20 protein-coding genes and 1 riboswitch are annotated in these 23,157 nt (G+C 69.9%); of the genes, 5 read left to right on the top strand and 15 right to left on the bottom strand.

Going from position 1 to position 23,157, the window contains the following annotated elements; all coding sequences use genetic code 11:
• Positions 1-208: 208 nt before the first annotated feature.
• Together ACFY0T_RS34495 and ACFY0T_RS34490 are read right to left on the bottom strand one after the other, a co-directional pair.
• Positions 209-652, bottom strand: a complete 444-nt coding sequence (locus ACFY0T_RS34495) for an SRPBCC family protein (protein ID WP_388879660.1) — start codon at positions 650-652, stop codon at positions 209-211.
• Positions 653-776: 124 nt separating this feature from the next.
• The gene (locus tag ACFY0T_RS34490) at positions 777-1,574 is read right to left on the bottom strand and encodes a metallophosphoesterase (protein ID WP_388879657.1); all 798 of its coding nucleotides are present in this window, start codon (positions 1,572-1,574) and stop codon (positions 777-779) included.
• Between the two features lie 296 nt (positions 1,575-1,870).
• On the opposite strand from ACFY0T_RS34490, the gene ACFY0T_RS34485 reads away from it, so the two are divergent.
• On the top strand, positions 1,871-3,667 hold the full coding sequence (locus ACFY0T_RS34485; protein ID WP_388879654.1) for an AMP-dependent synthetase/ligase: 1,797 nt from the start codon (positions 1,871-1,873) through the stop codon (positions 3,665-3,667).
• 171 nt (positions 3,668-3,838) lie between these two features.
• Here ACFY0T_RS34485 and ACFY0T_RS34480 read toward each other — a convergent pair whose 3' ends face one another.
• Positions 3,839-4,981: a glycosyltransferase family 4 protein gene (locus ACFY0T_RS34480; RefSeq protein WP_388879651.1), complete on the bottom strand. Its 1,143-nt coding sequence runs from the start codon at positions 4,979-4,981 to the stop codon at positions 3,839-3,841.
• Positions 4,982-5,171: 190 nt separating this feature from the next.
• On the opposite strand from ACFY0T_RS34480, the gene ACFY0T_RS34475 reads away from it, so the two are divergent.
• Positions 5,172-6,410 (top strand): glycosyltransferase 87 family protein, encoded by a 1,239-nt coding sequence (locus tag ACFY0T_RS34475; protein ID WP_388879648.1) that lies wholly within the window; start codon positions 5,172-5,174, stop codon positions 6,408-6,410.
• Here the strand turns inward: ACFY0T_RS34475 and ACFY0T_RS34470 are convergent.
• Positions 6,371-7,687 (bottom strand): MATE family efflux transporter, encoded by a 1,317-nt coding sequence (locus tag ACFY0T_RS34470; RefSeq protein ID WP_388879645.1) that lies wholly within the window; start codon positions 7,685-7,687, stop codon positions 6,371-6,373. The genes ACFY0T_RS34475 and ACFY0T_RS34470 overlap by 40 nt on opposite strands.
• A 117-nt stretch (positions 7,688-7,804) precedes the next feature.
• On the opposite strand from ACFY0T_RS34470, the gene ACFY0T_RS34465 reads away from it, so the two are divergent.
• The gene (locus tag ACFY0T_RS34465; RefSeq protein ID WP_388879642.1) at positions 7,805-8,329 is read left to right on the top strand and encodes a PadR family transcriptional regulator; all 525 of its coding nucleotides are present in this window, start codon (positions 7,805-7,807) and stop codon (positions 8,327-8,329) included.
• Between the two features lie 74 nt (positions 8,330-8,403).
• Here ACFY0T_RS34465 and ACFY0T_RS34460 read toward each other — a convergent pair whose 3' ends face one another.
• The 5 genes from ACFY0T_RS34460 to ACFY0T_RS34440 form a co-directional block, all read right to left on the bottom strand.
• Positions 8,404-9,600, bottom strand: coding sequence for a hypothetical protein (locus ACFY0T_RS34460; protein WP_388879638.1), 1,197 nt, complete (start codon positions 9,598-9,600; stop codon positions 8,404-8,406).
• A 32-nt stretch (positions 9,601-9,632) separates the two neighbouring features.
• Complete coding sequence (locus ACFY0T_RS34455; protein WP_388879636.1) at positions 9,633-10,655, bottom strand: NlpC/P60 family protein; 1,023 nt, start codon at positions 10,653-10,655, stop codon at positions 9,633-9,635.
• 221 nt (positions 10,656-10,876) lie between these two features.
• Positions 10,877-11,911: an NlpC/P60 family protein gene (locus ACFY0T_RS34450; protein ID WP_388879633.1), complete on the bottom strand. Its 1,035-nt coding sequence runs from the start codon at positions 11,909-11,911 to the stop codon at positions 10,877-10,879.
• A gap of 328 nt (positions 11,912-12,239) precedes the next feature.
• Positions 12,240-13,589, bottom strand: coding sequence for an NYN domain-containing protein (locus tag ACFY0T_RS34445; protein WP_388879630.1), 1,350 nt, complete (start codon positions 13,587-13,589; stop codon positions 12,240-12,242).
• A gap of 34 nt (positions 13,590-13,623) precedes the next feature.
• Positions 13,624-13,863: a hypothetical protein gene (locus ACFY0T_RS34440; RefSeq protein WP_037624014.1), complete on the bottom strand. Its 240-nt coding sequence runs from the start codon at positions 13,861-13,863 to the stop codon at positions 13,624-13,626.
• Between the two features lie 154 nt (positions 13,864-14,017).
• Between ACFY0T_RS34440 and ACFY0T_RS34435 the strand changes: the two genes are divergently transcribed.
• Both ACFY0T_RS34435 and ACFY0T_RS34430 read left to right on the top strand, forming a co-directional pair.
• Positions 14,018-14,752 (top strand): rhomboid family intramembrane serine protease, encoded by a 735-nt coding sequence (locus ACFY0T_RS34435; RefSeq protein ID WP_388879627.1) that lies wholly within the window; start codon positions 14,018-14,020, stop codon positions 14,750-14,752.
• Positions 14,749-15,030, top strand: coding sequence for an Lrp/AsnC family transcriptional regulator (locus ACFY0T_RS34430; protein ID WP_388879624.1), 282 nt, complete (start codon positions 14,749-14,751; stop codon positions 15,028-15,030). Before ACFY0T_RS34435 ends, ACFY0T_RS34430 begins: the two co-directional genes overlap by 4 nt.
• Positions 15,031-15,868: 838 nt before the next feature.
• Here ACFY0T_RS34430 and ACFY0T_RS34425 read toward each other — a convergent pair.
• The 6 genes from ACFY0T_RS34425 to ACFY0T_RS34400 form a co-directional block, all read right to left on the bottom strand.
• Positions 15,869-17,230: an aminotransferase class V-fold PLP-dependent enzyme gene (locus tag ACFY0T_RS34425; protein WP_388879621.1), complete on the bottom strand. Its 1,362-nt coding sequence runs from the start codon at positions 17,228-17,230 to the stop codon at positions 15,869-15,871.
• A 213-nt stretch (positions 17,231-17,443) separates the two neighbouring features.
• A riboswitch (SAM riboswitch) is annotated at positions 17,444-17,560 on the bottom strand.
• A 131-nt stretch (positions 17,561-17,691) separates the two neighbouring features.
• Entirely contained in the window at positions 17,692-18,756 is a 1,065-nt protein-coding gene (gene trpD / locus ACFY0T_RS34420) for an anthranilate phosphoribosyltransferase (protein WP_388879618.1), read from the bottom strand.
• Between the two features lie 141 nt (positions 18,757-18,897).
• Complete coding sequence (locus tag ACFY0T_RS34415; RefSeq protein WP_388879615.1) at positions 18,898-20,538, bottom strand: cytochrome bc complex cytochrome b subunit; 1,641 nt, start codon at positions 20,536-20,538, stop codon at positions 18,898-18,900.
• A complete protein-coding gene (locus ACFY0T_RS34410) occupies positions 20,535-21,599 on the bottom strand; it encodes a Rieske 2Fe-2S domain-containing protein (protein ID WP_388879612.1) in 1,065 nt (354 codons plus the stop codon). Before ACFY0T_RS34410 ends, ACFY0T_RS34415 begins: the two co-directional genes overlap by 4 nt.
• On the bottom strand, positions 21,596-22,405 hold the full coding sequence (locus tag ACFY0T_RS34405) for a c-type cytochrome (RefSeq protein WP_388879609.1): 810 nt from the start codon (positions 22,403-22,405) through the stop codon (positions 21,596-21,598). The genes ACFY0T_RS34410 and ACFY0T_RS34405 overlap by 4 nt, the downstream gene beginning before the upstream one ends.
• Positions 22,406-22,469: 64 nt before the next feature.
• Positions 22,470-23,090: a heme-copper oxidase subunit III gene (locus ACFY0T_RS34400; RefSeq protein ID WP_388879606.1), complete on the bottom strand. Its 621-nt coding sequence runs from the start codon at positions 23,088-23,090 to the stop codon at positions 22,470-22,472.
• Positions 23,091-23,157 lie beyond the last annotated feature (67 nt).

The following is a 23,157-nucleotide window of genomic DNA, read 5'->3' as shown; positions in this document are numbered from 1 at the left end:
GGGTGAACGGTACCTGTGCGGGTGGGGCGCCTTGGCGGGGCCGGGGTTCAGCGCCGCCGGCAGGGGTGTTTCGCCCCCTGCGCCCCTACCCATTCCCGTCCCCTGGGGGCTGCCGCCCCCAAACCCCCGCATCGGCCTTGACGGCCTCGTCCGCAAACGCCGGACGGGCTGAAGAAGCCACGATGGCCCACAGCTGCGACGGCGACCCCTACTTCTCCCCGGACTCCACGCGCTTCTTCAAGCCCGCCAAGGCCCGGTCGATGATGACCTTCTCGGCCTTGCGCTTGATCATGCCGAGCATGGGGATCTTGACGTCGACGGTCAGCTGGTAGGTGACCTCGGTGGCGCCGGTGCCGGCGGGCTTGAGGATGTACGAGCCGTCCAGGGAGCGGAGCATCTGGGACTTGACCAGGGTCCAGGAGACCTCGTGGTCGCCGGTCCAGGTGTAGCCGAGGGTCTGGTCGTCCTTGATGGCGCCGGCGTCCATGACCAGGCGCACCTGCTCGGCGCGGCCCTGTTCGTCCGTGGCGAGCACCTCGGCCTCCTTCACCTCACCCGTCCAGTCCGGGTAGCGGGCGAAGTCGGCGATCACCGCCATGACGTCAGCCGGTGCCGCCTCGATCGTGATGCTCGAACTGGTGTGTTCCGCCATCGCGGTGGCTCCTCCAGATGCGGTCCGGTGAGGGAGGGTGGTGCGCACGTGTGTGCAGCGTGAAGGCTACCGCGCACAGCCGCGGGCGCTATCACCCCACCTGGGGTTCACCACCGTGGGCGGCTCACCACTCCAGCGCGAACGGCCGGCCCGACCCCGCGAAGTGGCCCACATTCACGCATTCCGTCGCTCCGATCCGCATCCGGCGGGCGAGCGGCTGGTGGACATGGCCGAAGAGCGAGTAGCGGGGGCGCGTACGCCGGATCGCGTCCAGCAGAGCGCGGGACCCGCGCTCGAAACGCCGCGCCACCGTGTCGTACACCAGCTCCGGTACGTCCGGCGGGATGTGCGTGCACAGCACGTCGACCTCGCCGAGCGCCTCGACCTTCGCGGCGTAGTCGTCGTCGCTGATCTCGTACGGCGTGCGCATCGGGGTCCTGAGGCCTCCGCCGACGAAGCCGAACGTCCAGCCGCCGATCTCCACGCGCTCGCCGTCGAGCACGGTCGTGCCGGGGCCGGCGTACTCCGGCCACAGGGTCGGCATGTCGACATTGCCGTAGGTCGCGTACGTCGGTGTCGGGAACGCGGCGAACATCTCGGCGTACTGCTTGCGCACCGCCTTCTCGATGGCGGCGGCCCGGTCCGTGCCGATGCCGGACCACAGCCGGGCACCGAACTCGCGCGCCTCCTCGTAGCGGCGGGCGGTGCGCAGCTCGACGATGCGGTCCGCGTTCTCCTTGCCGAACAGGTCCGGGAAGATGCCGCGCGAGTGGTCGGCGTAGTCGAGGAAGAGGACCAGGTCACCCAGGCAGATCAGGGCGTCCGCACCGTCACCGGCTCTGGCCAGGTCCCGGGCGTTGCCGTGCACGTCACTGACCACATGAATGCGCGTCCTCGGGTTACCGACCGGTGTGGGTGCCATGACGATCAAGCGTAGGCCTGTGGGGCAAACGTGAATAGAGGCGGCTGGACCTGCGGTTACTGGCTAGTCAGGAAAAGGGTGGACTACTGTGCGCGAAGGAACGCCCACACGTGTGACGCACAGAACATCTCGCCGGGACCCCCTGTCGAAGAAGCCATACCGGCGGGTAACGTCCGGGCCGTCCAGTCGTACTCAGGATTTCAACAAGTGATCTCTTGAGTACTTGCCCGAGCCTTGGACCGCACCGTCGCATCACACAGAGTCGTGGCGTCGGCGCCCTATGAGGAGCAGCAGTCTTGCGCGAGTTCAGCCTTCCGGCTTTGTACGAGGTCCCTGCCGACGGCAACCTGACCGACATCGTCCGCAGAAACGCCGCGCAGCATCCCGACGTAGCCGTCATCGCCCGCAAGGTGGGCGGCACTTGGACGGACGTCAGCGCGACCGCCTTCCTCGCCGAGGTGCGGGCCGCCGCCAAGGGCCTGATCGCCTCCGGCGTCCAGCCCGGCGACCGGGTCGGCCTGATGTCCCGTACCCGCTACGAGTGGACGCTGCTCGACTTCGCCATCTGGAGCGCGGGCGCGGTCACCGTGCCGGTGTACGAGACCAGCTCGGCGGAGCAGGTGCAGTGGATCCTCGGCGACTCGGGCGCGACCGCCTGCATCGTGGAGCTGGACACGCACGCGGCTTCCGTGGAGTCGGTGCGCGACCGGCTGCCCGCCCTCAAGCACGTCTGGCAGATCGAGGCCGGCGGTGTGGAGGAGCTGGGGCGTCTCGGCAAGGACGTCAGCGACGCCACCGTCGAGGAGCGCAGCTCGCTCGCCAAGGCCGACGACCCGGCGACCATCGTCTACACGAGCGGCACGACCGGCCGGCCCAAGGGCTGCGTCCTCACCCACCGCGCGTTCTTCGCCGAGTGCGGCAACATCGTGGAGCGGCTGCGCCCGCTGTTCCGTACGGGCGAGTGCTCCGTCCTGCTGTTCCTGCCGCTCGCGCATGTCTTCGGGCGGCTGGTGCAGGTCGCGCCGATGATGGCGCCGATCAAGCTGGGCTGCGTCCCGGACATCAAGAACCTCACCGATGAACTGGCCGCGTTCCGGCCGACGTTGATCCTCGGTGTGCCGCGCGTCTTCGAGAAGGTCTACAACTCGGCGCGCGCCAAGGCGCAGGCGGACGGCAAGGGCAAGATCTTCGACAAGGCGGCGGACACGGCGATCGCGTACAGCCGCGCGCTGGACACCCCGTCCGGCCCGTCGCTCGGTCTCAAGATCAAGTACAAGACGTTCGACAAGCTCGTCTACAGCAAGCTGCGCGCGGTGCTCGGCGGTCGCGGCGAGTACGCCATCTCCGGCGGCGCCCCGCTCGGCGAGCGGCTCGGACACTTCTTCCGCGGCATCGGCTTCACGGTCCTGGAGGGCTACGGCCTCACCGAGTCCTGCGCGGCCACCGCGTTCAACCCCTGGGACCGGACGAAGATCGGTACGGTCGGGCAGCCGCTGCCGGGTTCCGTGATCCGCATCGCGGACGACGGGGAGGTGCTGCTGCACGGCGAGCACCTGTTCAAGGAGTACTGGAACAACGAGGGCGCGACCGCCGAGGCCCTTGCCGACGGCTGGTTCCACACCGGTGACATCGGCACCCTCGACGAGGACGGCTACCTCAGCATCACGGGCCGCAAGAAGGAGATCATCGTCACCGCGGGCGGCAAGAACGTCGCCCCGGCCGTGATCGAGGACCGCATCCGCGCGCACGCGCTGGTCGCGGAGTGCATGGTGGTCGGCGACGGGCGGCCGTTCGTCGGCGCGCTGGTCACCGTCGACGAGGAGTTCCTGGGCCGCTGGGCCGAGGAGCACGGGAAGCCGGCCGGCTCCACCGCGGCGTCGCTGCGCGAGGACGCGGACCTGGTCGCCGCGATTCAGGATGCCGTCGATGACGGCAACGCGGCGGTGTCCAAGGCCGAGTCGGTGCGCAAGTTCCGTATCCTCGCCTCGCAGTTCACCGAGGAGTCGGGGCACCTCACGCCGTCCCTGAAGCTCAAGCGGAACGTGGTGGCCAAGGATTACGCCGACGAGATCGAGGCGATCTATCGGGGCTGACGCCCCAGCGGCCGCGCTCCCGCCGTAGCGGCGGAGGTTTTCTTGCGGCTCACGGCCGTGGCTGGTTGCTCGCGCGGTTCCCCGCGCCCCTGAAGGGGCGCGGGGAACCGCGCTACCAGCCCACGACAACCCGCAGTCGCCGCAAGCCCGCAAGCGGCACCCCATGAGGCGCTACAGCAGCTCCTTCAACCGCTCCGCCAGCAGGTCCCAGCGCCACTTCTCCTCGACCCACTCGCGGCCCCGCTCCCCCATCCGGCGCCGCAGCTCGGAGTCGCCGAGGAGGGTGATGATGCGGTCGGCGGCCTCCTCCGAGGAGCCACCGCGCACGACCCAGCCCGTTTCACCGTCGAGGACGGCGTCGGGCGCCCCGCCGGAGTCGCCCGCCACGACGGGCAGCCCGGTCGCGGAGGCCTCCAGGTAGACGATGCCGAGCCCCTCGACGTCGAGCCCGCCCCGGCGCGTCCGGCAGGGCATCGCGAAGACGTCTCCGGCGCCGTAGTGCGCGGGCAGCTCCGCCCAGGGCACCGCCCCGGTGAAGCGGACGGACTGGCCGACCCCGGTGTCGTACGCGAGCTTGCGCAGGTCCCGCTCGTACGGCCCGCCGCCGACGATCAGCAGCACGGCGTCCGGCTCCTTGGCCAGGATGCGCGGCATGGCGAGGATCAGCGTGTCCTGGCCCTTTCGCGGGACCAGTCGGGAGACGCAGACCACCACCGGCCGGTCCGTGAGGCCGAGCCGGGCCCGGATCACGTCGCCGCCGGAGCCGGGGTGGAAGGTCTTCTCGTCGACGCCGGGCGGCAGTTGGACCATCCGGGACGTGGCCTCGGGGGTCAGCGCGGAGGCGATCCGCGAGCGCGTGTACTCCCCGAGATAGGTGATCGTGTCCGTCGACTCACCGATCCGGCGCAACAGCCCACGCGCCGCGGGCAGTTGAGCCCACCCGGCCTCGTGCCCGTGCGTGGTGGCCACCAGCCGCTCGGCGCCCGCCCTGCGCAGCGCCGGCGCCATCAGGCCGAGCGGGGCCGCCGCCCCGAACCACACCGACGTACAGCCGTGTTCGCGCAGCAGTCCGACGGCACGCCGGGTGGCGCCCGGGGTCGGCAGCAGCATCGTCGTGCGGTCCCGTACGACGGTGAAGGGCTGCTCGGCGTCGAAGTCGGCGGTCGCCTCGACGCCCTCGCGGCTCCGCTTCCAGGTGGAGGCGTAGACGACGAGCCGCTCGGGATCCAGGCGCAGCGCCATGTTGTGCAGGAACGCCTGGATGCCGCCGGGGCGGGGCGGGAAGTCGTTCGTCACGATCAGGGTCTTATGCATCGTGTTCGACAGTATCGAACCTATACTCACAGCTCCGCACGGCCGCGCTTGACGGCTCGCGCACAGGGTGGCACGACATCATGGCTCCGCGAAAACGCGGCGGCTCCGCGCACCCGCCGCGGGCTCCGCGAACAGCGACAACACGGGCAGCACAGCACATGAGTTCCGGACGATCAAGGGCCAGGTGGGCATGACGGGCGCAAGGGGGAGGTTCCCGTTCGGGCTGGTCGCTCTGCTGGGAACCTGGGGCCTGACCAGGCTGCTGCTGCTCCTCTTCGTGTTCAAGGTGTACGTCTTCCCCGGCCCGGACGTCACGAGCGACGTGTCCGTGATCTACCAGGGCTGGTACGAGGTGCTGCGGCACGGCACCTTCCCGCTCGACGACGTCACCTGGCAGTACCCGCCGGCCGCCGCGCTGCCGATCCTCTCCCCCGCCCTGCTGCCCTTCCTCGACTACGCACAGGCCTTCTTCGTGCTGGCCTTCCTCGCCGACTTCGTGGTGTTCGGGCTGCTCCAGTACGCGGGCCTGCGCGCCGGCAAAACGCTGCGCGGCGCCTGGGTGTGGGTGATCGGCGTCTCTCTGCTCGGGCCGACCGTGTACGCCCGCTACGACGTGATGGTGACGGCCGTCGCGGTCGCCGCGCTGCTCGCCGGGGCGCGCCATCCGCGGCTGATGGGGGCGCTCGCGGGCTTCGGCGCGGTGCTGAAGGTGTGGCCGGTGCTGCTGCTCGTCGGGGCCGTGCGGCGCCGGGCGTGGGCCGCGGCGGTGGTGACCGCCGGAGGGATCGTGGCGGTGTTCTCCGTGGCGATGCCCGGCGCCTTCTCCTTCCTGACCTTCCAGCGCGACCGCGGCACCGAGGTGGAGTCGCTCGGCTCCCTCGTCTTCCATGTGGCCCGGCAGTACGGCTGGGACGGCCAGGTGCTGCTCAACTACGGCTCCGTGGAGTTCCTCGGTCCGTACGTCGATCTGGTGAGCACGGCGGCCCTGGGGCTCACCGCGATCGCCTTCGGCTGGCTGCTGCTGTGGCGGCTGTGCGCCAAGCGGTTCCTGCCGCACACGCTCGCCGACGCCGCGTTCGTGGCCGTGCTGATGTTCACGACCACCAGCCGGGTCATCAGCCCGCAGTACATGGTCTGGCTGGTCGGGCTGGCGGCGGTCTGTCTGTGCTTCCGCCGCAGCCGGATGACCCTGCCCGTCGGTGTCGTGCTGGCCGCGTGCTTCGTGACCGTCCTGGAGTTCCCGCTCTGGTTCTCGCACGTCGTCTCCAGCGACCGGCTCGGCATCACCTTGCTCTTCGTCCGCAACGGGCTGCTGGTGATCGCCACCCTGCTCGCCGCCCTGAAACTGTGGCGGGACACGGTGTCCGAACCGGCCGCGACGCTCCCCTCTCAGGCCGCCCGCACCAGGGAGAGCCTGGCGTCCTCCTGACGCCGACGCCTGACCCAGCCGAGGAGAACGGCGCACTGCACCGTCATGGACAGCGCCAGCGCCAGGCAGATGCCGGGCAGCCCGAGCCCCGACAGGGCGTAGGCGAGCGGGAGTTGGACCGCCGTGCCGACCAGCGTCACCCGGAGCAGCAGCGGTGCTCCCCCGCTCCCCTCGAAGACCCCGCCGAGCGCGATGAAGCAGGCCATCAGCAGCAGGTAGGGCCCGACGCAGCGCAGGAACAGCACCCCCTCGTGCGCGACGTCGGGTCCGGCGCCGAAGGCCCGCATGATCCAGGGGGCGAGAAGCCCGAGCAGGGCCGCGGCGAGCGCGCCGACCGTTCCCGAGACGAGCACGGCCTGCCGCCCGATGGCACCCCGCTCGTCCCGGCCCGCGCCCCGGGTGTGCGCGGTGTGGATCGAGGCGGCCTGCCGGACCGAGTAGAACGCCATGGTCGCGACGTACAGGACCTTGTACGCGATCGAGTACGCCGCCACGGCCGTCACCCCGAGCCGGGCCACGATCGCGACCAGGACCAGCGCCCCGCCCTGCCGCACGGTGAAGTCGGCGGACATCGGCAGCCCGGTCGTGAGGGTCCGGCGCAGCGCGGCACCCGTCGCCTCCGCGGGCGCGGCGACGGCCGCCTCCCGCAGCAGCGCGTTCCGGCGCAGGGCGCGCAGTCCCACGGCCAGGGCCACGCAGCGGCACAGCACGGTGGAGGCGGCGGCGCCCTGGACGCCGTACGCGTGGATGAGCAGCGGGTCGAGGCCGAGGATCAGGCCGTTGGCGAGCAGGGCGAGGCGCATCGGGGTGCGGGTGTCGCCGGTGCCCTTCAGGATTCCGTCGACGAGGTTCTGCGCGAAGAAGACGGCGATGCCTGGCAAAGAGATCACGAAGTAGCCGACGGCGAGTGACAGGGCGTGCCCGTCGCCGCCCAGCACGAGCCGGGCCAGCGGCTCCCGCAGCAGATATCCGCCCACGGCGACCACGGGTGTGACCACCGCGCACAGCGCCCATCCCCCGCGTACGGCCGCCCGGACCGCGCTCGGATCGCGGGCGCCCCTGGCATGCGAGACCAGGACGGTGGTGCCGGAGGCGAAGACGAGGGCGACGCCGAGCAGCACGTTCTCGGTGTTGGTCGCGACGGCGACGGCGGCCACGGCGGCGCCGCCGAGCCGGGAGACCCAGACGGTGTTGATGATCCCGGCGGCGACGGAGGCGAGCAGGGAGAAGTAGACGGGGTGGGCGAGAGAGATGAGCTGCTTGCGGTGGGCGTTCACAGGAACACTCCCGATTCCCTCGATTCGAGCTATCTCGTTTAGAGGTAGCTCGATAAGAGGTAGCATGCTCACACGAGAACCCGCAACCCACGAGACCCGAAACCACGGAGCCGCCCCATGCTGGAGCTGTCGATCCTCGGCTTTCTGTCCGAAGAGCCCCTGCACGGCTATGAGCTGAAGGAGCGCATCAAAGCGCTCAGCGGCCATGTCCGCCCGGTCAGCGACGGCGCGCTCTACCCCGCGATCACCCGCCTCGTCGCCGCGGGCAAGCTGGACCAGCGCACGGAGCCGGGCAGCAGCGCCGCCCCGCGCCGCATCCTGTCGCTCACCGACAAGGGCCGCGAGGACCTCCTGGAACGGCTGCGCCACCCCAAGCAGGCCGAGATCACCGACCACGTGCGCTTCAACACGCTGCTCGCGTTCCTGCGCCACCTCCCCGATCCCCGGGAGCAGGCCGCGGTCCTGCGCCGCCGTCAGGAGTTCCTGGAGACGCCGGCGAGCTTCTTCTACCGGGACGGCAAACCCGTACGGGCGGAGGAGACCGACGACCTGTTCCAGCAGGGCATGCTGCGGGTGGCGCGCGCGACGGGCGAGGCGGAGCGGAAGTGGCTGGCGGAAGCCATCGCGCAGCTGGAAGGCTGAACGGCAGCAGCAGGCCCGCGAAACGCGGAACCAGCGGGACACGCGGAAGACGCGACGCGGAAGACGCCGGAGAATCAGCCGAGTTGCGCCCTGAGGTAGTCCCGCCACTGTGCGGTGAACTTCTCCGGCGTCGTGTGCAGCACGTCCCGCAGCGCGCCCTCGACCGCCCCGGCCCGCTTCTTGTGGTCGCCCACCGCTCGGTAGAAGTCGTTGAGACGGACCTCGCCCCAGCGGTCGGCGATCAGCCGGCAGGCCATCCAGCCGCCCTCGTACGCCTGCGCCAGCCGCCCCGCGTCCCCGCTGAACCCGAAGTCCTCGTCGTCCGGCAGCGCGGCCGGAACCCTCCCCTCCGCCACGGCACGCTCCAACTCCGGCGCGACCTGCGCGCCCGTCCGCCCGCTGCCGCGGTAGCCGACCCAGTCCGCGTACCCCTCGGAGAGCCACAGGGGAGTTGCGACCGTGGTGTGCGTGCGGGTGGCGACGTGCGTCGTCTCGTGGGTGAGCACGACCTGTTTGCCGAAGTCGCCGAGGATGCCGTACGCCTCGGGGTTGACGATGATCCGGTCCGCGGGCGCCCGGGCCGAGCCGCCCGCCTCGCCCGTGGTGACCGCCGCGATCCCCCGGTACCCGGACGCCGGAGCGCCGAGCAGCCCCGCCATCCCCTGCAGCGACTTCGGTACGAGCACGACGACGTGCCCCGACCAGTCGGTGCCCCACGCCTCCGACACGACGGGCACGGCATGGTCCGCGAGATCCGCGTACCCGCGCAGCCGCTCGCCGGACTGTCCGACCCCCAGGACGAGGCTGTGCTCACCCCGTACGACCGTCACGGCCCCCTGCTCCCACAGCTGCTCGCCGGCCTTCTCGGCGGGCTCGTCCGAGGTGACGTACCAGCTCCCCCCGGTGCGGGTCAGCCCGAGGGTGCGGGCGACGGTGACGGGCACGGTGTCGTAGCCCTTTATGCGGTAGCGCAGTTCGGCGTCGGCCGTGGCCCGGTCGCCGGAGCGGTGCAGGCCGGTCAGGTGGTACGACCAGGACGCCAGCGGGACACCGCGCAGATGCGCGAACTCGGCGCTTGCGGCGGCCAGTTGCCCGGTGGCCCGGTAGGCCGGCTCGTCACGGTCGAGGACCGCCGCCGCCCGCCGGTCGAGCACCCGCTGCACCTCGGCCGACGCGGTGTCCGAAGGCGCCCGGCCGCCGCAGCCGACGAGCACGGCGAGCAGCAGTACCAGGGAGAGAACCACTCGCGACGCACGCCTTCGACCAGCCACGTTCCCGATCGTACGGCGGCTTCGCCCAGGGGTCAGACCCGCGTCACGGACGAGATCGGCATCATGCCCACCGGGTCGTAGCGCACCGGGGCGCCGGGGTAGGGCGCGTGGATCACCTGGCCGTTGCCCATGTACATCGCGATGTGGCTCGCGTCCGAGCGGTAGGTGATCAGGTCGCCGGGTTGTGCCTGGGAGAGCGGTACCTGCTGTCCGGCGTACCGCTGGGCCTGCGAGGTGCGTGGCAGACCGACTCCGGCCTGCGCGTACGACCACTGCATGAGGCCCGAACAGTCGAAGCCGACCGGCCCGTTGGCACCCCACACATACGGGCGGCCGAGCGCCGAGCGGGCCGCGGCGACGGCGGCGGCCGCGCGGGCCGAGGACGGATGCGCGCCCCCGGGGTCGGGCATGTCGGAGCGCGTGGAACGCGACGCCCGGTCGTAGGCGTCGCGCACGGCGTCCGGCAGCGAGTTGAGCAGCTGCCTTGCCTTGGCCAGTTTCCGCTCGACGGTCCGCTTGTGCTGGGCGACGGCTTTGCGGCTGCGCTCCAGCTCGGCGATTTTGCCGGTGGCCTCCTCACGCTTCTGGGCGAGGTCGCGCAGGGCGAGCTGGAGGTCCTTGAGCTCACCGGCCTCGTGCGCGGTGATCCGGTCCAGCGCGGCGGCCTTGTCGAGGTACTCCTCCGGGTCGTCGGAGAACAGCAGCGCGAGGGAGGGACCGAGGCCGCCGGACCGGTACTGGGCGCCGGCCAGCGAACCGAGCGCGTCCCGCATGGTGTTGATGCGCTCCTGCTGCCGGGCGATCTCGTCCTGTGCCGTACTCACCTGCCCCCGCAGCGAATCGGCGCGCTCGTCGGCCTTGTTGAACGCCTCGGTGGCCTTCTCCGCCTGCGCGAACAGACGGTCCACCTCGGCCTGGGCGTCGTCCCGCGGTGCCGCGGCCGCCGGTAGGGCGCCGAGTGCCGCGACCGCGGCGGACATCACGCAGACGGCGAAACCGGCGACGCTTGCGCCCCGGTCGAAGCCGGACGGTGCAAGGCGGCGATGGGACCCCACGGGTAGCCGCTCTCCCTTCCGCTGACGGTGGTCCCCCGGAGTTGGGGGAAACGCGCCAGACAGTAGCCGTGCGACTACGCACCGGCCAAAGACCTCCGCGGGCACACTAAAGCGACGCCCCGCCGGAGACGCAGGTCACCGACGGGGCGTGGGGTCAGCGGGAGTTGCCGCAATTCGCCCGTTTGGGCGGCGCTGCGAGGGGTCCCCTCAACAGCTGTGCGTCAGATGCGGACGCCGAACTGGAAGGGCATGTTGCCGATCGACTCGTAGCGGACGACCGTTCCGGTGCGCGGGGCGTGCAGTACCTGGCCGTTGCCCGCGTAGAGACCGACGTGGTGCTGGTCGCTGTAGAAGATGACCAGGTCGCCGACCTGCAGGTCGCTCTGCGAGTAGATGCGCGTACCGGCGTTGGCCTGCGCCTGCGAGGTGCGCGGGATGGAGACACCGGCCTGGGCGTAGGCCCAGGACGTCAGGCCCGAGCAGTCGAAGGAGGAGGGACCGGAGGCGCCGTAGACGTACGGCGAGCCGATCTTGCTCTGCGCGGCGGAGAACGCGGCGCCGGCGCGCCCGGAGGCGGCCTTGCTGTTGCCGAGGTCGACGCGCTCGCTGGCCCGGGTGGCGCGTTCCTGCTCGGCGGCCGCGAGAGCCGCCTTCTCCTGCGCCGTCAGGGTGTTGAGGAGCTTCTGCGCCGCGCCGAGCTTGCTCTGGACTTCCTTCTTCTTCTTGGCCAGCTCCGCCCGGGTGTCGGCGAGGTCCTTGAGCTTGTCGGAGGCTTCCTTGCGCTGCTGGGCGAGCGAGCGCTGCTTCTCCTGGACCTTCTTCAGCGCCTCGACCTGCTGAGCGCTCAGCTGGTCCATCGTGGACGCCTTGTCGAGATAGTCGTCCGGGTCGGAGGAGAGGAAGAGCGCCACGGAGGGGTCGATGCCACCGGTGCGGTACTGGGCGCTGGCCATGGAACCGAGGCCGTCGCGCAGGTCGTTGAGCTCTTCCTGGCCGCGGGCGACGTTGTCCTGCAGGGCGCTGATCTGCTTCTGCAGCTTCTCCTGCTTCTCCTTGGCCCCGTCGAGCTTCTCGGTGGCCTGCTCGGCCTCCTCGTAGAGCTTGTCGACCTTGGCCTTGACCTCGTCCTTGCTCGGCTTCTCGCTCGGCGCGGCGTTGGCGGCGTTCGCGCTGAGGGCCACGGCAGCGGCGGCGGCGGTGGTGAGCACGGTCACACGGGTGCGGCTCGGCTGCTTGGGTCGACGGTGGGACGCCACGAAGGCGAGCTCCTTCTTCCTCCAGCCGCCTGCCGATTGCGCCGACGGGCGGTGCCCCTCCGCCGTCACTCCCAATGAGTGATCACCCGAGCGGAGGTTCGAGGCCTGACCCTAGTGACCCTCTCGTGATCAGTTCAAATCCTCATAGGAAAAATCTCGGTCACCGAGCGCATTCTTTGCCGACAACTCACATGCAGTGATGCGGGCTTGACACTACGTTGCGTGAAGGTCTTGCCAATTCGGGCATCACGCCCGGATGTTGCGCATGGGACTTACGTTCCCTATGAGACGTACAGTCCAGATGGTCAACCGAGCGAGATGCGCTCGACTAGCCCCGCGAAAAACGCTTGAGAAGCACCGCCGAAGCGACCGGCCGCGCACCCGCCTTGGCGATGCCGTCGGCCACCTCACGGTCGGTGGAGGCGACGATGACCGGCCGCCCCGGCGGCTCGGCACGCACCAGCTGACGGATCAACTCATCGGCGGTGACACCGGGTTTGGAGAACAGCACCCGCACTCCGCGCGGCGGCGCGAGCAGCACGGGAGCCGCCAGCTCGGCCCCGTCGAAGACACAGGTCACCTCGGCGCCGGTCTGCGCGGCGAGCTGCGAGAGCTGCCCGAGGAGCCGCAGGCGCTGCTTCTCGAGCGGCATCTGCGGATAGCCGGTCTTGGTGACGTTGTAGCCGTCGACGACCAGATGGGCCTGCGGCAGCGCGAGGAGCTGGTCGAGGATCGCCGGATCATTTTCGGACAGGGCGCGGGCGGCGATGTCTTTTGGCGTCATCCGTCCCGGTTCGACCGCATCGACGGTCTCGGCGGGCCGTACGGACACGGGCGGCAACGCCAGCTCCCGCCGCAGCCCTTGAGCGGCGTCCAGCACGGTGTCGAGCAGCAGCCGTACGCGCATGTCCTCGACGCTGCGTCCCTCGCGCGCCGCTCGCCGCGTCGCCTCGAGGGTCGCCTCGGCCTCCCCCAGCCGCGCCTTGAGCCGCCGCGTCTCGCTCTCGGCGGCGGACACCTGGGCCTGCCCCTCCGCCCGCACGGCGTCCATCTCGCCGCGCATCTTGCGCAGTGCGGCCTCGCCGCGTTTGACGTCGCTGAGGGCGCCGCGGAGCTTGCGGTGCAGCGATTCGGCTTCCTTCTTGGCCGATTCCAGCTCCGTGCGCAGCCGTTCGGTCTCGGCCTTCGTCTGGCCGCGGGCCTGCGCGAGCTCCTCACGCAGCCGCTCCAGCTCGGCCCGGTTCTCCTCGTCGGCGCGCTCGGCGTCCGCCCGCAGGGCCTCCTCGCCCGCGGCGGTCACCAGCTTCACCCAGCCCGTGGGGCGCAGCACATAGGCCGCGGCCGCCACGTCCAGCGGGTCCGCGGCCGGGGGCGGCGCGCCCGAGTCGAGGGCACCGGTGAGCTCCGGCTGCGCCTCTCTCAGCTTCTCGGCGATGCGCTGTCTGAAGAGAGGGTCCGTCTCCAGCGCCGCAGCCATGGCGTTACCGGCGAACTTCGCCCGCCGGTTGGGGGCGAACCGGGCGTACTGCCGCAATTGGGTAGGCAGTTCACCAACGGTCAGCCCACCGAAACCATCGGAGACAATCTGGACGACTCTTCTCCGCACACCATCGGGCAGCGGACGGTCGAGCACCTCAGCGGCGCCGTCGTCCGGCTCCCCGCCTGTGGTCTCCACCATCCGTCACCCCAATGCCTGTGCGGGGCCCGCTCCCTCAGGAGCCGGCGCCCGGCCTGTCCACGAGTTCCACCTGATCCACCGCGTTGCACCAGCGGCAGCGGACCGACTCGATGGTCTCACTGACCACCTCGCGCTCTTCGACCTTCGGCTCACCGGCCAGGTCGAGGTGCACATACTCGACGACCTTCGACGAGCGGGTCACGTCGAAACGCGTGAGGTTGCCGCAGAGCGTGCAGCGCCAGCGAGTCTTGGCGTCCGGCAGGGGAACCGTCATGTGGCAGTCGCTTTCCTTCTAGTGTCCGTCCAGCGCCAGTCTCCCTGGTGCATGTGGCTCGTAACCCTACGGCCTGGCGGGTACCCGACGCTCGGCTGTCCACAGCGGCGAGGCGGTCTGTCCGCATGGCTCCCGTTACGCCATGCTCTGCACCATGATCAGCAACTGGAGTACGACGGTCGGCAGAGCGATCCGGGGACAGTCGGCGCCGGTGACATACGGCCTGATCGCCCTCTGCTGTCTGATCTTCGTGATCGGCCCGGCGGCGGGCCTCAATCCGGTGTACGGCAGCGGGGACGAACTACTGGTCGCCCAGCGGGCCTACTTCCGGCGCTGGGGCGTGGTGCCCACCGAGCTCTTCGAGGGCGCGCCCCGCGCGGCGCTCACTCCCGCCACGGCCCTGTTCATCCACGGCAGCTGGCTCCACCTCCTCGGCAACATGCTCTTCTTCTACGTCTTCGGGGCGATGGCCGAGGAACGCATGGGCCACGTGCAGTTCGCCCTCTTCTACGTGGGGTGCGGCTATCTCGCCCTGCTGGGCTACGCCGCCGCGAACGCCTCCTCGCAACAGTCCCTGGTCGGCGCGTCCGGGGCGATCTCCGCGATCCTCGGCGCGTTCCTGTACCTGTTCCCCAAGGCCCGGGTGACCAGTCTCTTCCCGTTCCTCTTCTTCCTGCCGCTGCGCTTCCCGGCCTGGGTGGTGCTGCCCTTCTGGGTGACCCTGCAGTGGCTCGCGGCGGGCCGCGACACATCGGGCCCCGGCGTCGCCTATCTGGCCCACCTGGTGGGCTTCTCGGCCGGCTTCCTCTACGCATCGGTCCGATTCGGCCGTACGACTAGAGTGAAGGCCCCAGCGACGGCCGCCCCCGAGGGAGAGAACCAACCGTGATCACCGCGATCGTCCTCATCAAGACCAGCGTGGACCGGATCCCCGAGATCGCCGAGTCGATCGCCGCGCTGGACAGCGTCAGCGAGGTCTTCTCCGTCACCGGCACGTACGACTTGATCGCCATGGTCCGCGTCAAGGCCCACGAAGACCTCGCGGACGTCATCCCGGGCCGCATCAGCAAGATCCCCGGCGTCGAGGCCACCGACACCCACGTCGCCTTCCGCACCTACTCCCAACACGACCTGGAAGCGGCCTTCGCCATCGGCCTGGACGGCTGAATTCGCCCCCGCCGCCCCTACCCATTCCCACCCCTGGGGGCTGCCGCCCCCAGACCCCCGCTTCGACCTGAACGGCCCCGTCCTCAAACGCCGGACAGGCTGAACAGACAGAACAGGTCCGCTCCGACGGTTGAGGAGCCGGAACCAGGCAGGGCTCCGGGGGAAGCTGCGGGGCGGGCTCCGAACCAAAGCCTCCGTCGCGTCCAGGGCGAAGCCCTCGGCCACGAGTACGAGGCAGGCGCACCGCAGTCAGGGCACAGGGGCCAGCGCCCACCCCACAGGGCCAGGGGCGGCGCCCTGGACAGGGGCCAGAGGCGGAGTCCCGGACAGCGGCCAGAGGCGGAGCCCTGGACAGGAGCCAGAGGCGGAGCCCTGGACAGGAGCCAGAGGCGGAGCCCTGGACAGGAGCCAGAGGCGGAGCCCTGGACAGGAGCCAGAGGCGGAGTCCTGGACAGGAGCCAGAGGCGAGTCCCGAGGGGGGACAGCGCCCCCGACGAGGTCCAAGGACGTAGCCGCGCGCAGGGGTCAGGGGCGGAGCCCCCGGCGGGTCAGGGGCGGAGCCCCGGGCGGGGACGGGGGCGGAGCCCCGGGCGGGTCAAGGACGGAGCCCCGAGGGGGCCCTGGGGGCGGAGCCCCGTGCGGGAAAGTCCAGAGGGCGGCGCCCCCTCGCCGAGTCTGGGGCGGCGCCCCTCACGGGGTCTGGGGCAGCGCCCACTCGCCGGGGCTGGGGCAGTGCCCCCTCGCGGGGTCTGGGGCGGAGCCCCAGGTGGAGGGGACGGGTAGGGGCGGCGGGGGCGAAAGACCCACCCGCCCGAGCCCCCACCCACCTGCGGTCGGGTCAGACCGCCGGGACGCAGCGGCCGTCCTCCGTGCGGTAGTTCCACTTCGCGCCGTCCCGTACGAGTTCCTTCACGGCGGTCACGAAGCGCTGGACGTGCTCGTCGGGAGTGCCCGCGCCGAAGCTGACGCGGATGGCGTTGAGGGACTTCTCGCCGGGCGCGGCCTCGGGGGCGCCGCACTCGCCCTGGGTCCCCGGGTCGCTGCCGAGGAGGGTGCGCACCAGCGGGTGGGCGCAGAAGAGGCCATCCCGGACCCCGATGCCGTACTCAGCGGAGAGCGCGGCGGCGAAGTGCGAGCTGTTCCACCCCTCGACGACGAAGGAGATGACGCCGACGCGCGGCGCGTCGTCACCGAAGAGGGAGAGGACCCGCACCTCGGGCACCTCGGCCAGCCCCGCGCGGACCGTGTCGATCAGGTGCTGCTCCCGGGCGACGAGCCCCTCGAAGCCGGCCTCCGCCAGCGCCTTGCAGGCCGACGCGATCGAGTAGGCGCCGATCACGTTCGGCGACCCGGCCTCGTGCCGCGCCGCACTCTCGTGCCACTCCACGTCCACGCCACCATCCGTACGCCGCGCGACCTTCCGGCTCGCACCGCCGCCCGCGAGGTACGGCTCGGCCTCGCGCAGCCAGTCGGAGCGGCCCGCGAGGACACCGGAGCCGAAGGGCGCGTACAGCTTGTGGCCGGAGAAGGCGACCCAGTCGACGTCCAGGTCGCGGACGGACACCGGGTGATGCGGGGCCAGCTGCGCGGCGTCGAGGACGATACGCGCGCCGTGCGCGTGCGCGGCCGCGGCGAGCTCCCGCACCGGCCACAGCTCACCGGTGACGTTCGAGGCCCCGGTGACGCAGACGAGGGCCGGCCCGTACGGGTCGCGGTCGGCGAGCGCGCGCTCCAGCGTCGCGACGGCCTCGTCAGGCGTGCGCGGGGCGTTCAGGTACGTCACCCGGGCATCCCGCCACGGCAGCAGCGAGGCGTGGTGCTCGGTCTCGAAGACGAAGACCTGGCAGTCGGCCGGAAGGGTGGCGGCGAGCAGGTTGAGTGAGTCGGTGGTGGACCGGGTGAAGATCACCTGGTCGCCCTCGCGGCAGTCCAGGAACTCGGCGACGGTCTTGCGAGCGTTCTCGAACAGGTCGGTGGACAGCTGCGACAGGTACCCGGCACCGCGGTGCACGCTGCCGTAGTACGGGGCGTATGCGGCCACGTCGTCCCACACCCGCTGCAGGGCCGGGGCACTGGCGGCGTAGTCGAGCGCGGCGTAGGTGACCTCGCCACCGGTGACGAGCGGGACGGTGACATCTCGCCCCAGGACGGGCAGAGGGGCACAAACGGTCTGGTCGGCGGCAGCGGTGAAGACAGACATGGCGAGCTCCTGTGAGAGGCAGAAGGAATCACCGCGCGAGCGGGTACCGGGTACACCGGGATCGGGTACACCGGAATACGGCTCAGCGCGGGAAGGGTGGAAAGGGGGTATGCGGAGGCGGGGCTCTACGCCCTATCGCATTCGCTTGCTCACAGAAGGCTCCCTCGAACGACCAGGACCCCTGGTACCGCGCTTATTTGAAAGCGTGCGAGGGGTCCGCGCTTGCCGTAGACCTCGCTGCCTACGGCCTGGTCTTCACCCGGGGCACCCCGCCACGGACGGAGGGTTGCCGGACAGCCGGCCGGGGCCTGATGGCTGTCGCTCATGACCTGGTACAGCATCTTGCCAGAAGATCTTCGACGCGCAAGGCGCAGTCCAGGATCCGGACTGCGCCTCGCGTCACCTCACGTACGGCCTCGGAGCCGACGTACGGCTCAATGGGCTCGGAGTCGGCGTACGGCTCATGCGTTGGTGGCCGCCACCCACCGCTCCAGCGTCCTCTTCGCCGCCCCGGAGTCGATGGCCTCCGCCGCCTTCGCCATGCCCGCGCGGATCTGGTCCACCAGCGGCGCGTCGCCCGGCGACAGCGCCACCAGGGCCGCCGCCGAGTTCAGCAGCACCGCGTCCCGTACGGGCCCGGTCTCGCCGTTCAGCAGTCGACGGGCCACGTCCGCGTTGTACGACGCGTCGGCGCCGCGCAGGGCCTCCACAGGGACGAGGTCGATACCGACGTCGCGCGGATCGAAGCGCTCCTCGGTCACCTTGCCGTCGCGGACGACCCAGACCTTGGACGTCGACGTGGTGGTCAGCTCGTCGAGGCCGTCGTCGCCGCGGAAGACCAGCGAGGAGTTGCCGCGCTCGGCGAAGACGCCCGCCACGATCGGCGCCATGCGCAGATCCGCGACCCCGACCGCCTGCGCCCGCACCCGCGCCGGATTCGTCAGCGGCCCGAGGACATTGAACGTCGTCCGGATCCCCAACTGACCCCGCGCCGCCGCCACATGACGCAGCGCCGGATGGAACTTCACCGCGAAGCAGAAGGTGATCCCGGCCTCCTCGGCCACCTCGGCGACCCGCTTCAGGGGCAGCTCGAGGTTGACGCCGAGCTTCTCCAGGACGTCCGAGGCACCGGAGGCCGAGGACGCCGCACGGTTGCCGTGCTTGACGACCTTGGCGCCGGTCCCGGCCACCACGATCGCCGACATCGTGGAGATGTTGACGGTCTTCGCGCCGTCGCCGCCCGTACCGACGATGTCGACGGTCGGCCCCGGCACCTCGATCACATTGGCGTGCTCGTACATCGTCCGGACGAGCCCGGAGATCTCCTCGACCGTCTCGCCCTTGGCCCGCAGCGCCACCGCGAAACCGGCGATCTGCGCGTCCGTCGCCTCGCCGCGCATGATGCGGTCCATCGCCCAGGCCGTGTCGTCCGCGCTCTGGTCACGGCCGTCGAGCAGGCCGTTCAGCACCTGGGGCCAGGAACGGCCCGCCGCGGTGTCGCCTCCAGCGGGGTTCACAGCGCTCATAAGCCGCTCCTGGTTCAGTCCCGGAAAGGGACTCCTTATAGGGATGGGAACACCCTATCCAGCCCGGGAGACGGCAAAGAGCCCCGTCCATGCAATGGACGGGGCTCCAGCCGTGGCGATCAATAAGGACCGATCAGAGGATCAGTGGTGGCCGTGGCCGCTCGTGATCTCCTTGTACTCCTCGACCGTGGGCTTGGGGATCTGGTTGTTCTCCCCGTAGAAGCCCTTGCTGAGCTTGGCGCGCAGCCGCTGCGTGCCCGTGACCTTGCGCTCGACACCGTTCTCGTCGACCGTCGGGCCGATCTCGGCCGGCAGGTACTGCTCGTGCGCCGTGAGGGCGTGCAGCGACGACTGCGGCAGCGGCTCGTGGACCTCGATGAACTCACCGTGCGGCAGGCGCTTGATGATGCCCGACTCGCGGCCGTGCAGCACCTTGTCCCGGTCGCGGCGCTGGAGGCCGAGGCAGATCCGCTTGGTGATGAGGAACGCGAGGACCGGTCCGACGAAGAAGAAGATCCGCACGAACCAGGTGACCGTGTTGATCGACAGGTGGAAGTGCGTGGCCCACAGGTCGTTGCCGCCACCGATCAGCAGCCCCATGTACAGGGTGATCCACGCGACGCCGATGCCGGTACGCGTCGGGGCGTTGCGCGGGCGGTCCAGGATGTGGTGCTCGCGCTTGTCGCCGGTGATCCAGGACTCGATGAACGGGTAGACCGCGATCGCGACCAGGACCAGCGGGAAGATCATCAGCGGGATGAACACACCCAGGACGAGCGTGTGACCCCAGAGGTTGACCTCCCAGCCCGGCATGAAGCGGATCAGGCCCTCGGAGAAGCCCATGTACCAGTCGGGCTGGGCGCCGGTGGACACCTGGTCCGGACGGTAGGGGCCCATGGCCCAGATCGGGTTGATCTGAGCGACCGCCGCGATGGCCGCGATGGCACCGAAGACCAGGAAGAAGAAGCCTCCGGCCTTGGCCATGTAGACCGGAAGGAGCGGCATGCCGACGACGTTCTTGTTGGTCCGTCCGGGGCCCGCGAACTGCGTGTGCTTGTGGTAGAAGACCAGGATCAGGTGGCCGACCACCAGGCCGAGCATGATGCCCGGCAGCAGCAGGATGTGGACCGAGTAGAAGCGGGCCACGAAGTCGCCGCCCGGGAACTCTCCGCCGAAGAGGAAGAACGACAGGTACGTGCCGACGATCGGCACGGACAGGACCGCGCCCTCCATGAAGCGGACACCGGTGCCGGAGAGCAGGTCGTCCGGGAGCGAGTAACCGGTGAAGCCGGTGAACATGCCCAGGACGAACAGCAGGAAGCCGAACAGCCAGTTGACCTCACGCGGCTTGCGGAACGCACCCGTGAAGAACACGCGCATCATGTGCACGAACATGCCGGCGAGGAAGATCAGCGCCGCCCAGTGGTGGATCTGCCGGATCAGCAGACCACCGCGCACATCGAAGGAGATGTGCATGGTCGAGTTGAACGCCTCGGACATCAGCTGGCCCTGCAGCGGGATGTAGCTGCCGTGGTACTCCACCTCGTTCATCGACGGGTGGAAGAACAGCGTCAGATACACACCCGTGAGGATGATGATGATGAAGCTGTAGAGGCAGACCTCACCCAACATGAACGACCAGTGGTCGGGGAAGATCTTGCGCATGTTGGACTTGGCCAGGGAGTAGATCCCCAGACGGCCGTCGGCCCAGTCGGCCACCCGCTCGCCGGCGGGCGCCTTCTCGCGCGGCGAGCGCGAGTCGGAGGTGGTGGTAGTGCTCATCCGCGCTCCCAGAATGCAGGACCGACGGGCTCTTCGAAGTCGCCGAGCGCCTCGAGGTAGCCCTCGTCGTTCACACCGATGCGCAGCTGCGGCAGGGCGTGACCGGCCGGGCCGAAGATGACTCGGGCACCGTCGGAGAGGTCGAAGGTGGACTGGTGGCACGGGCAGAGGGCGTGGTGCGTCTGCTGCTCGTACAGGGAGACCGGGCACCCGACGTGGGTGCAGATCTTCGAGTAGGCCACGATTCCCTCGTAGGACCACTCGAGTTCCTGCTTGTCCTTGATGTTGTCCGGCTGGATCCGGACGATCATCAGGGCCGCCTTGGCGATCTCCTTCTGGAAGTCCTCGTCGTGCTCCTCCAAGCCCTCGGGCTTGGCGAAGGTGAGCGAACCGACGGCGACGTCCGAGGGACGCAGCGGCTCGTTCGTGTTCATGTTGACGAGGAGCTTGCCCTTGGACCAGATCGTGTGGCGCAGCTTGGTGCCGGGCAGCGGGCCGAGGTCGCGCAGCAGCATGACGCCGGAGAGCGGGAACAGGGCCAGCGCGCCGAACATCGTGTTGCGGATCAGCTTGCGGCGGCCGAGCGCGGACTCCTTGGCGCCCTGCTTGAAGTCGGCCATGACCTTGGCCTTGACCTCGGGCTCCGCCTCGATCGCGTGACGCTCGTCGACGATCTCCACGTCGGACATCAGCGTGCGGGCCCAGTGGACCGCGCCCGCGCCGATCGAGAACAGCGCCACACCGAGGGTCAGCCCCAGCGCGAAGTTCAGCGCGCTGATGTGCCCGATCGGGAACACGAAGATCGACTTGTCGTTCGGGATCGCCACGTACGAGACGATGAAGGCGACGGTGGCCAGCATCGACAGCGTGAACAGCATGGCGACGGTGCGCTCGGACCGCCTGGCGGCCCGCTCGTCGATGTCCTGGACGCGGTGCTCGTGGGGCGGCAGTCCCGGGTCCGCGAACGGGTTCTTCTCGTCCGCGACGGCTACCGCTTGACCGTGCTCGTCGGTGGCCCGCTCAGCGGGCACGTTCTCTTCTGGAATGTCTTGGCTACTCATGACTTCTTGGCCTTTGCGGTCCGAGCGGCGACCCAGACGGCGACGGCGATCAGGGCGCCGAGTCCGAAGATCCAGGAGAACAGTCCTTCAGTGACCGGCCCGAGGCCGCCCAGTTCGAGACCGCCGGGGTTCTCGGTGTCGTCACCGTTGACCGCGTCGAGGTACGCGATGATGTCCTTCTTGTTCTTCTCCGACAGCGTCGTGTCGGGGAAGGACGGCATGTTCTGCGGGCCGGTCTGCATGGCCTCGTAGATGTGCTTCGGGTCGACACCGTCCAGGCTGGGCGCGAACTTGCCGTGCGTCAATGCGCCGCCCTTGCCGGTGAAGTTGTGGCACTGCGCGCAGTTGGTACGGAAGAGCTCGCCGCCCTTGGCGATGTCCGCGCCCTCGGGGTTGACCTGGCTCTTGGTCGGGATCGAGGGACCGGCACCGAGCGAGGCGATGTACGCCGCGAGCTGGTCGATCTCGGCCTGCGAGTAGATGACCTTCTTCTTCGGGACCTGCGCGCCCGGCTGCTGGGCCGGCATACGGCCGGTACCGACCTGGAAGTCGACCGCCGCGGCGCCGACGCCCACGAGGCTCGGCCCGTCGGAGGTGCCCTGACCGCCGGTGCCGTGGCAGCTTGCGCAGCCCACGGAGTACAGCTTCTTGCCCTCGTCGATGGCGAGGGACTGGGCGGTCTCATCGGCTTGCGCCTGGCCCGCGGGTGCGAAGGCGGTGTACAGCCCCCCGGTGGCCGCCAGCGCGATGAGTAGGACGACGACCGCCGCCAGCGGATGGCGTCGTCGTGCGGAGAGCTTTTTCACGGATTACCCCGGTGTCAGGATCTTCTGCGTCGATGCTTCTGGATGTTTCGGGCGGTGGGCCCGATTACTTGATCATGTAGATCGTGGCGAAGAGGCCGATCCAGACGACATCGACGAAGTGCCAGTAGTAGGACACGACGATGGCGGCGGTCGCCTGCTCATGGGTGAACCTCCGGGCCGCGTAGGTGCGGCCCAGGACCAGCAGGAAGGCGATGAGACCGCCCGTCACGTGCAGTCCGTGGAAGCCGGTGGTCAGGTAGAACACCGAGCCGTACGGGTCGGAGGAGAGCGAGAGCCCGTCCTTCTTGACCAGTTCGGTGTACTCGAAGACCTGACCGCCGATGAAGATCGCACCCATGATGAAGGTGACGATGAACCACATCCGGAGCTTCTTCACGTCCCCGCGCTCGGCGGCGAACACGCCGAGCTGGCAGGTCAGGGAGGAGAGCACCAGGATCGTGGTGTTCGTCGCCGAGAACGGGAAGTTCAGGCTCTCGGCCATTTCCTTCCAGTGCTCCGGCCCGGTCACCGATCGCAGGGTGAAGTACATCGCGAAGAGGGCCGCGAAGAACATCAGCTCGGAACTCAGCCAGATGATGGTTCCGACGCTGGTGAGGTTCGGCCGATTGACCGACGGGTGCGCGTGCCCGGTTTCTACTGTCGTTGCTGTCGCCACGACCGACATTATGTCGGTCGCTTATCCCGCCCTCACCCCGGGGGGTGCCGTTCGGAGTGTTGACGGGGTGTGTCCA

Source organism: Streptomyces sp. NPDC001530, assembly GCF_042894545.1.
GTDB lineage: Bacteria > Actinomycetota > Actinomycetes > Streptomycetales > Streptomycetaceae > Streptomyces.
The sequence above is the reverse complement of the archived record's forward strand: the minus strand, read 5'-3'. Positions and strand labels throughout refer to the sequence as shown.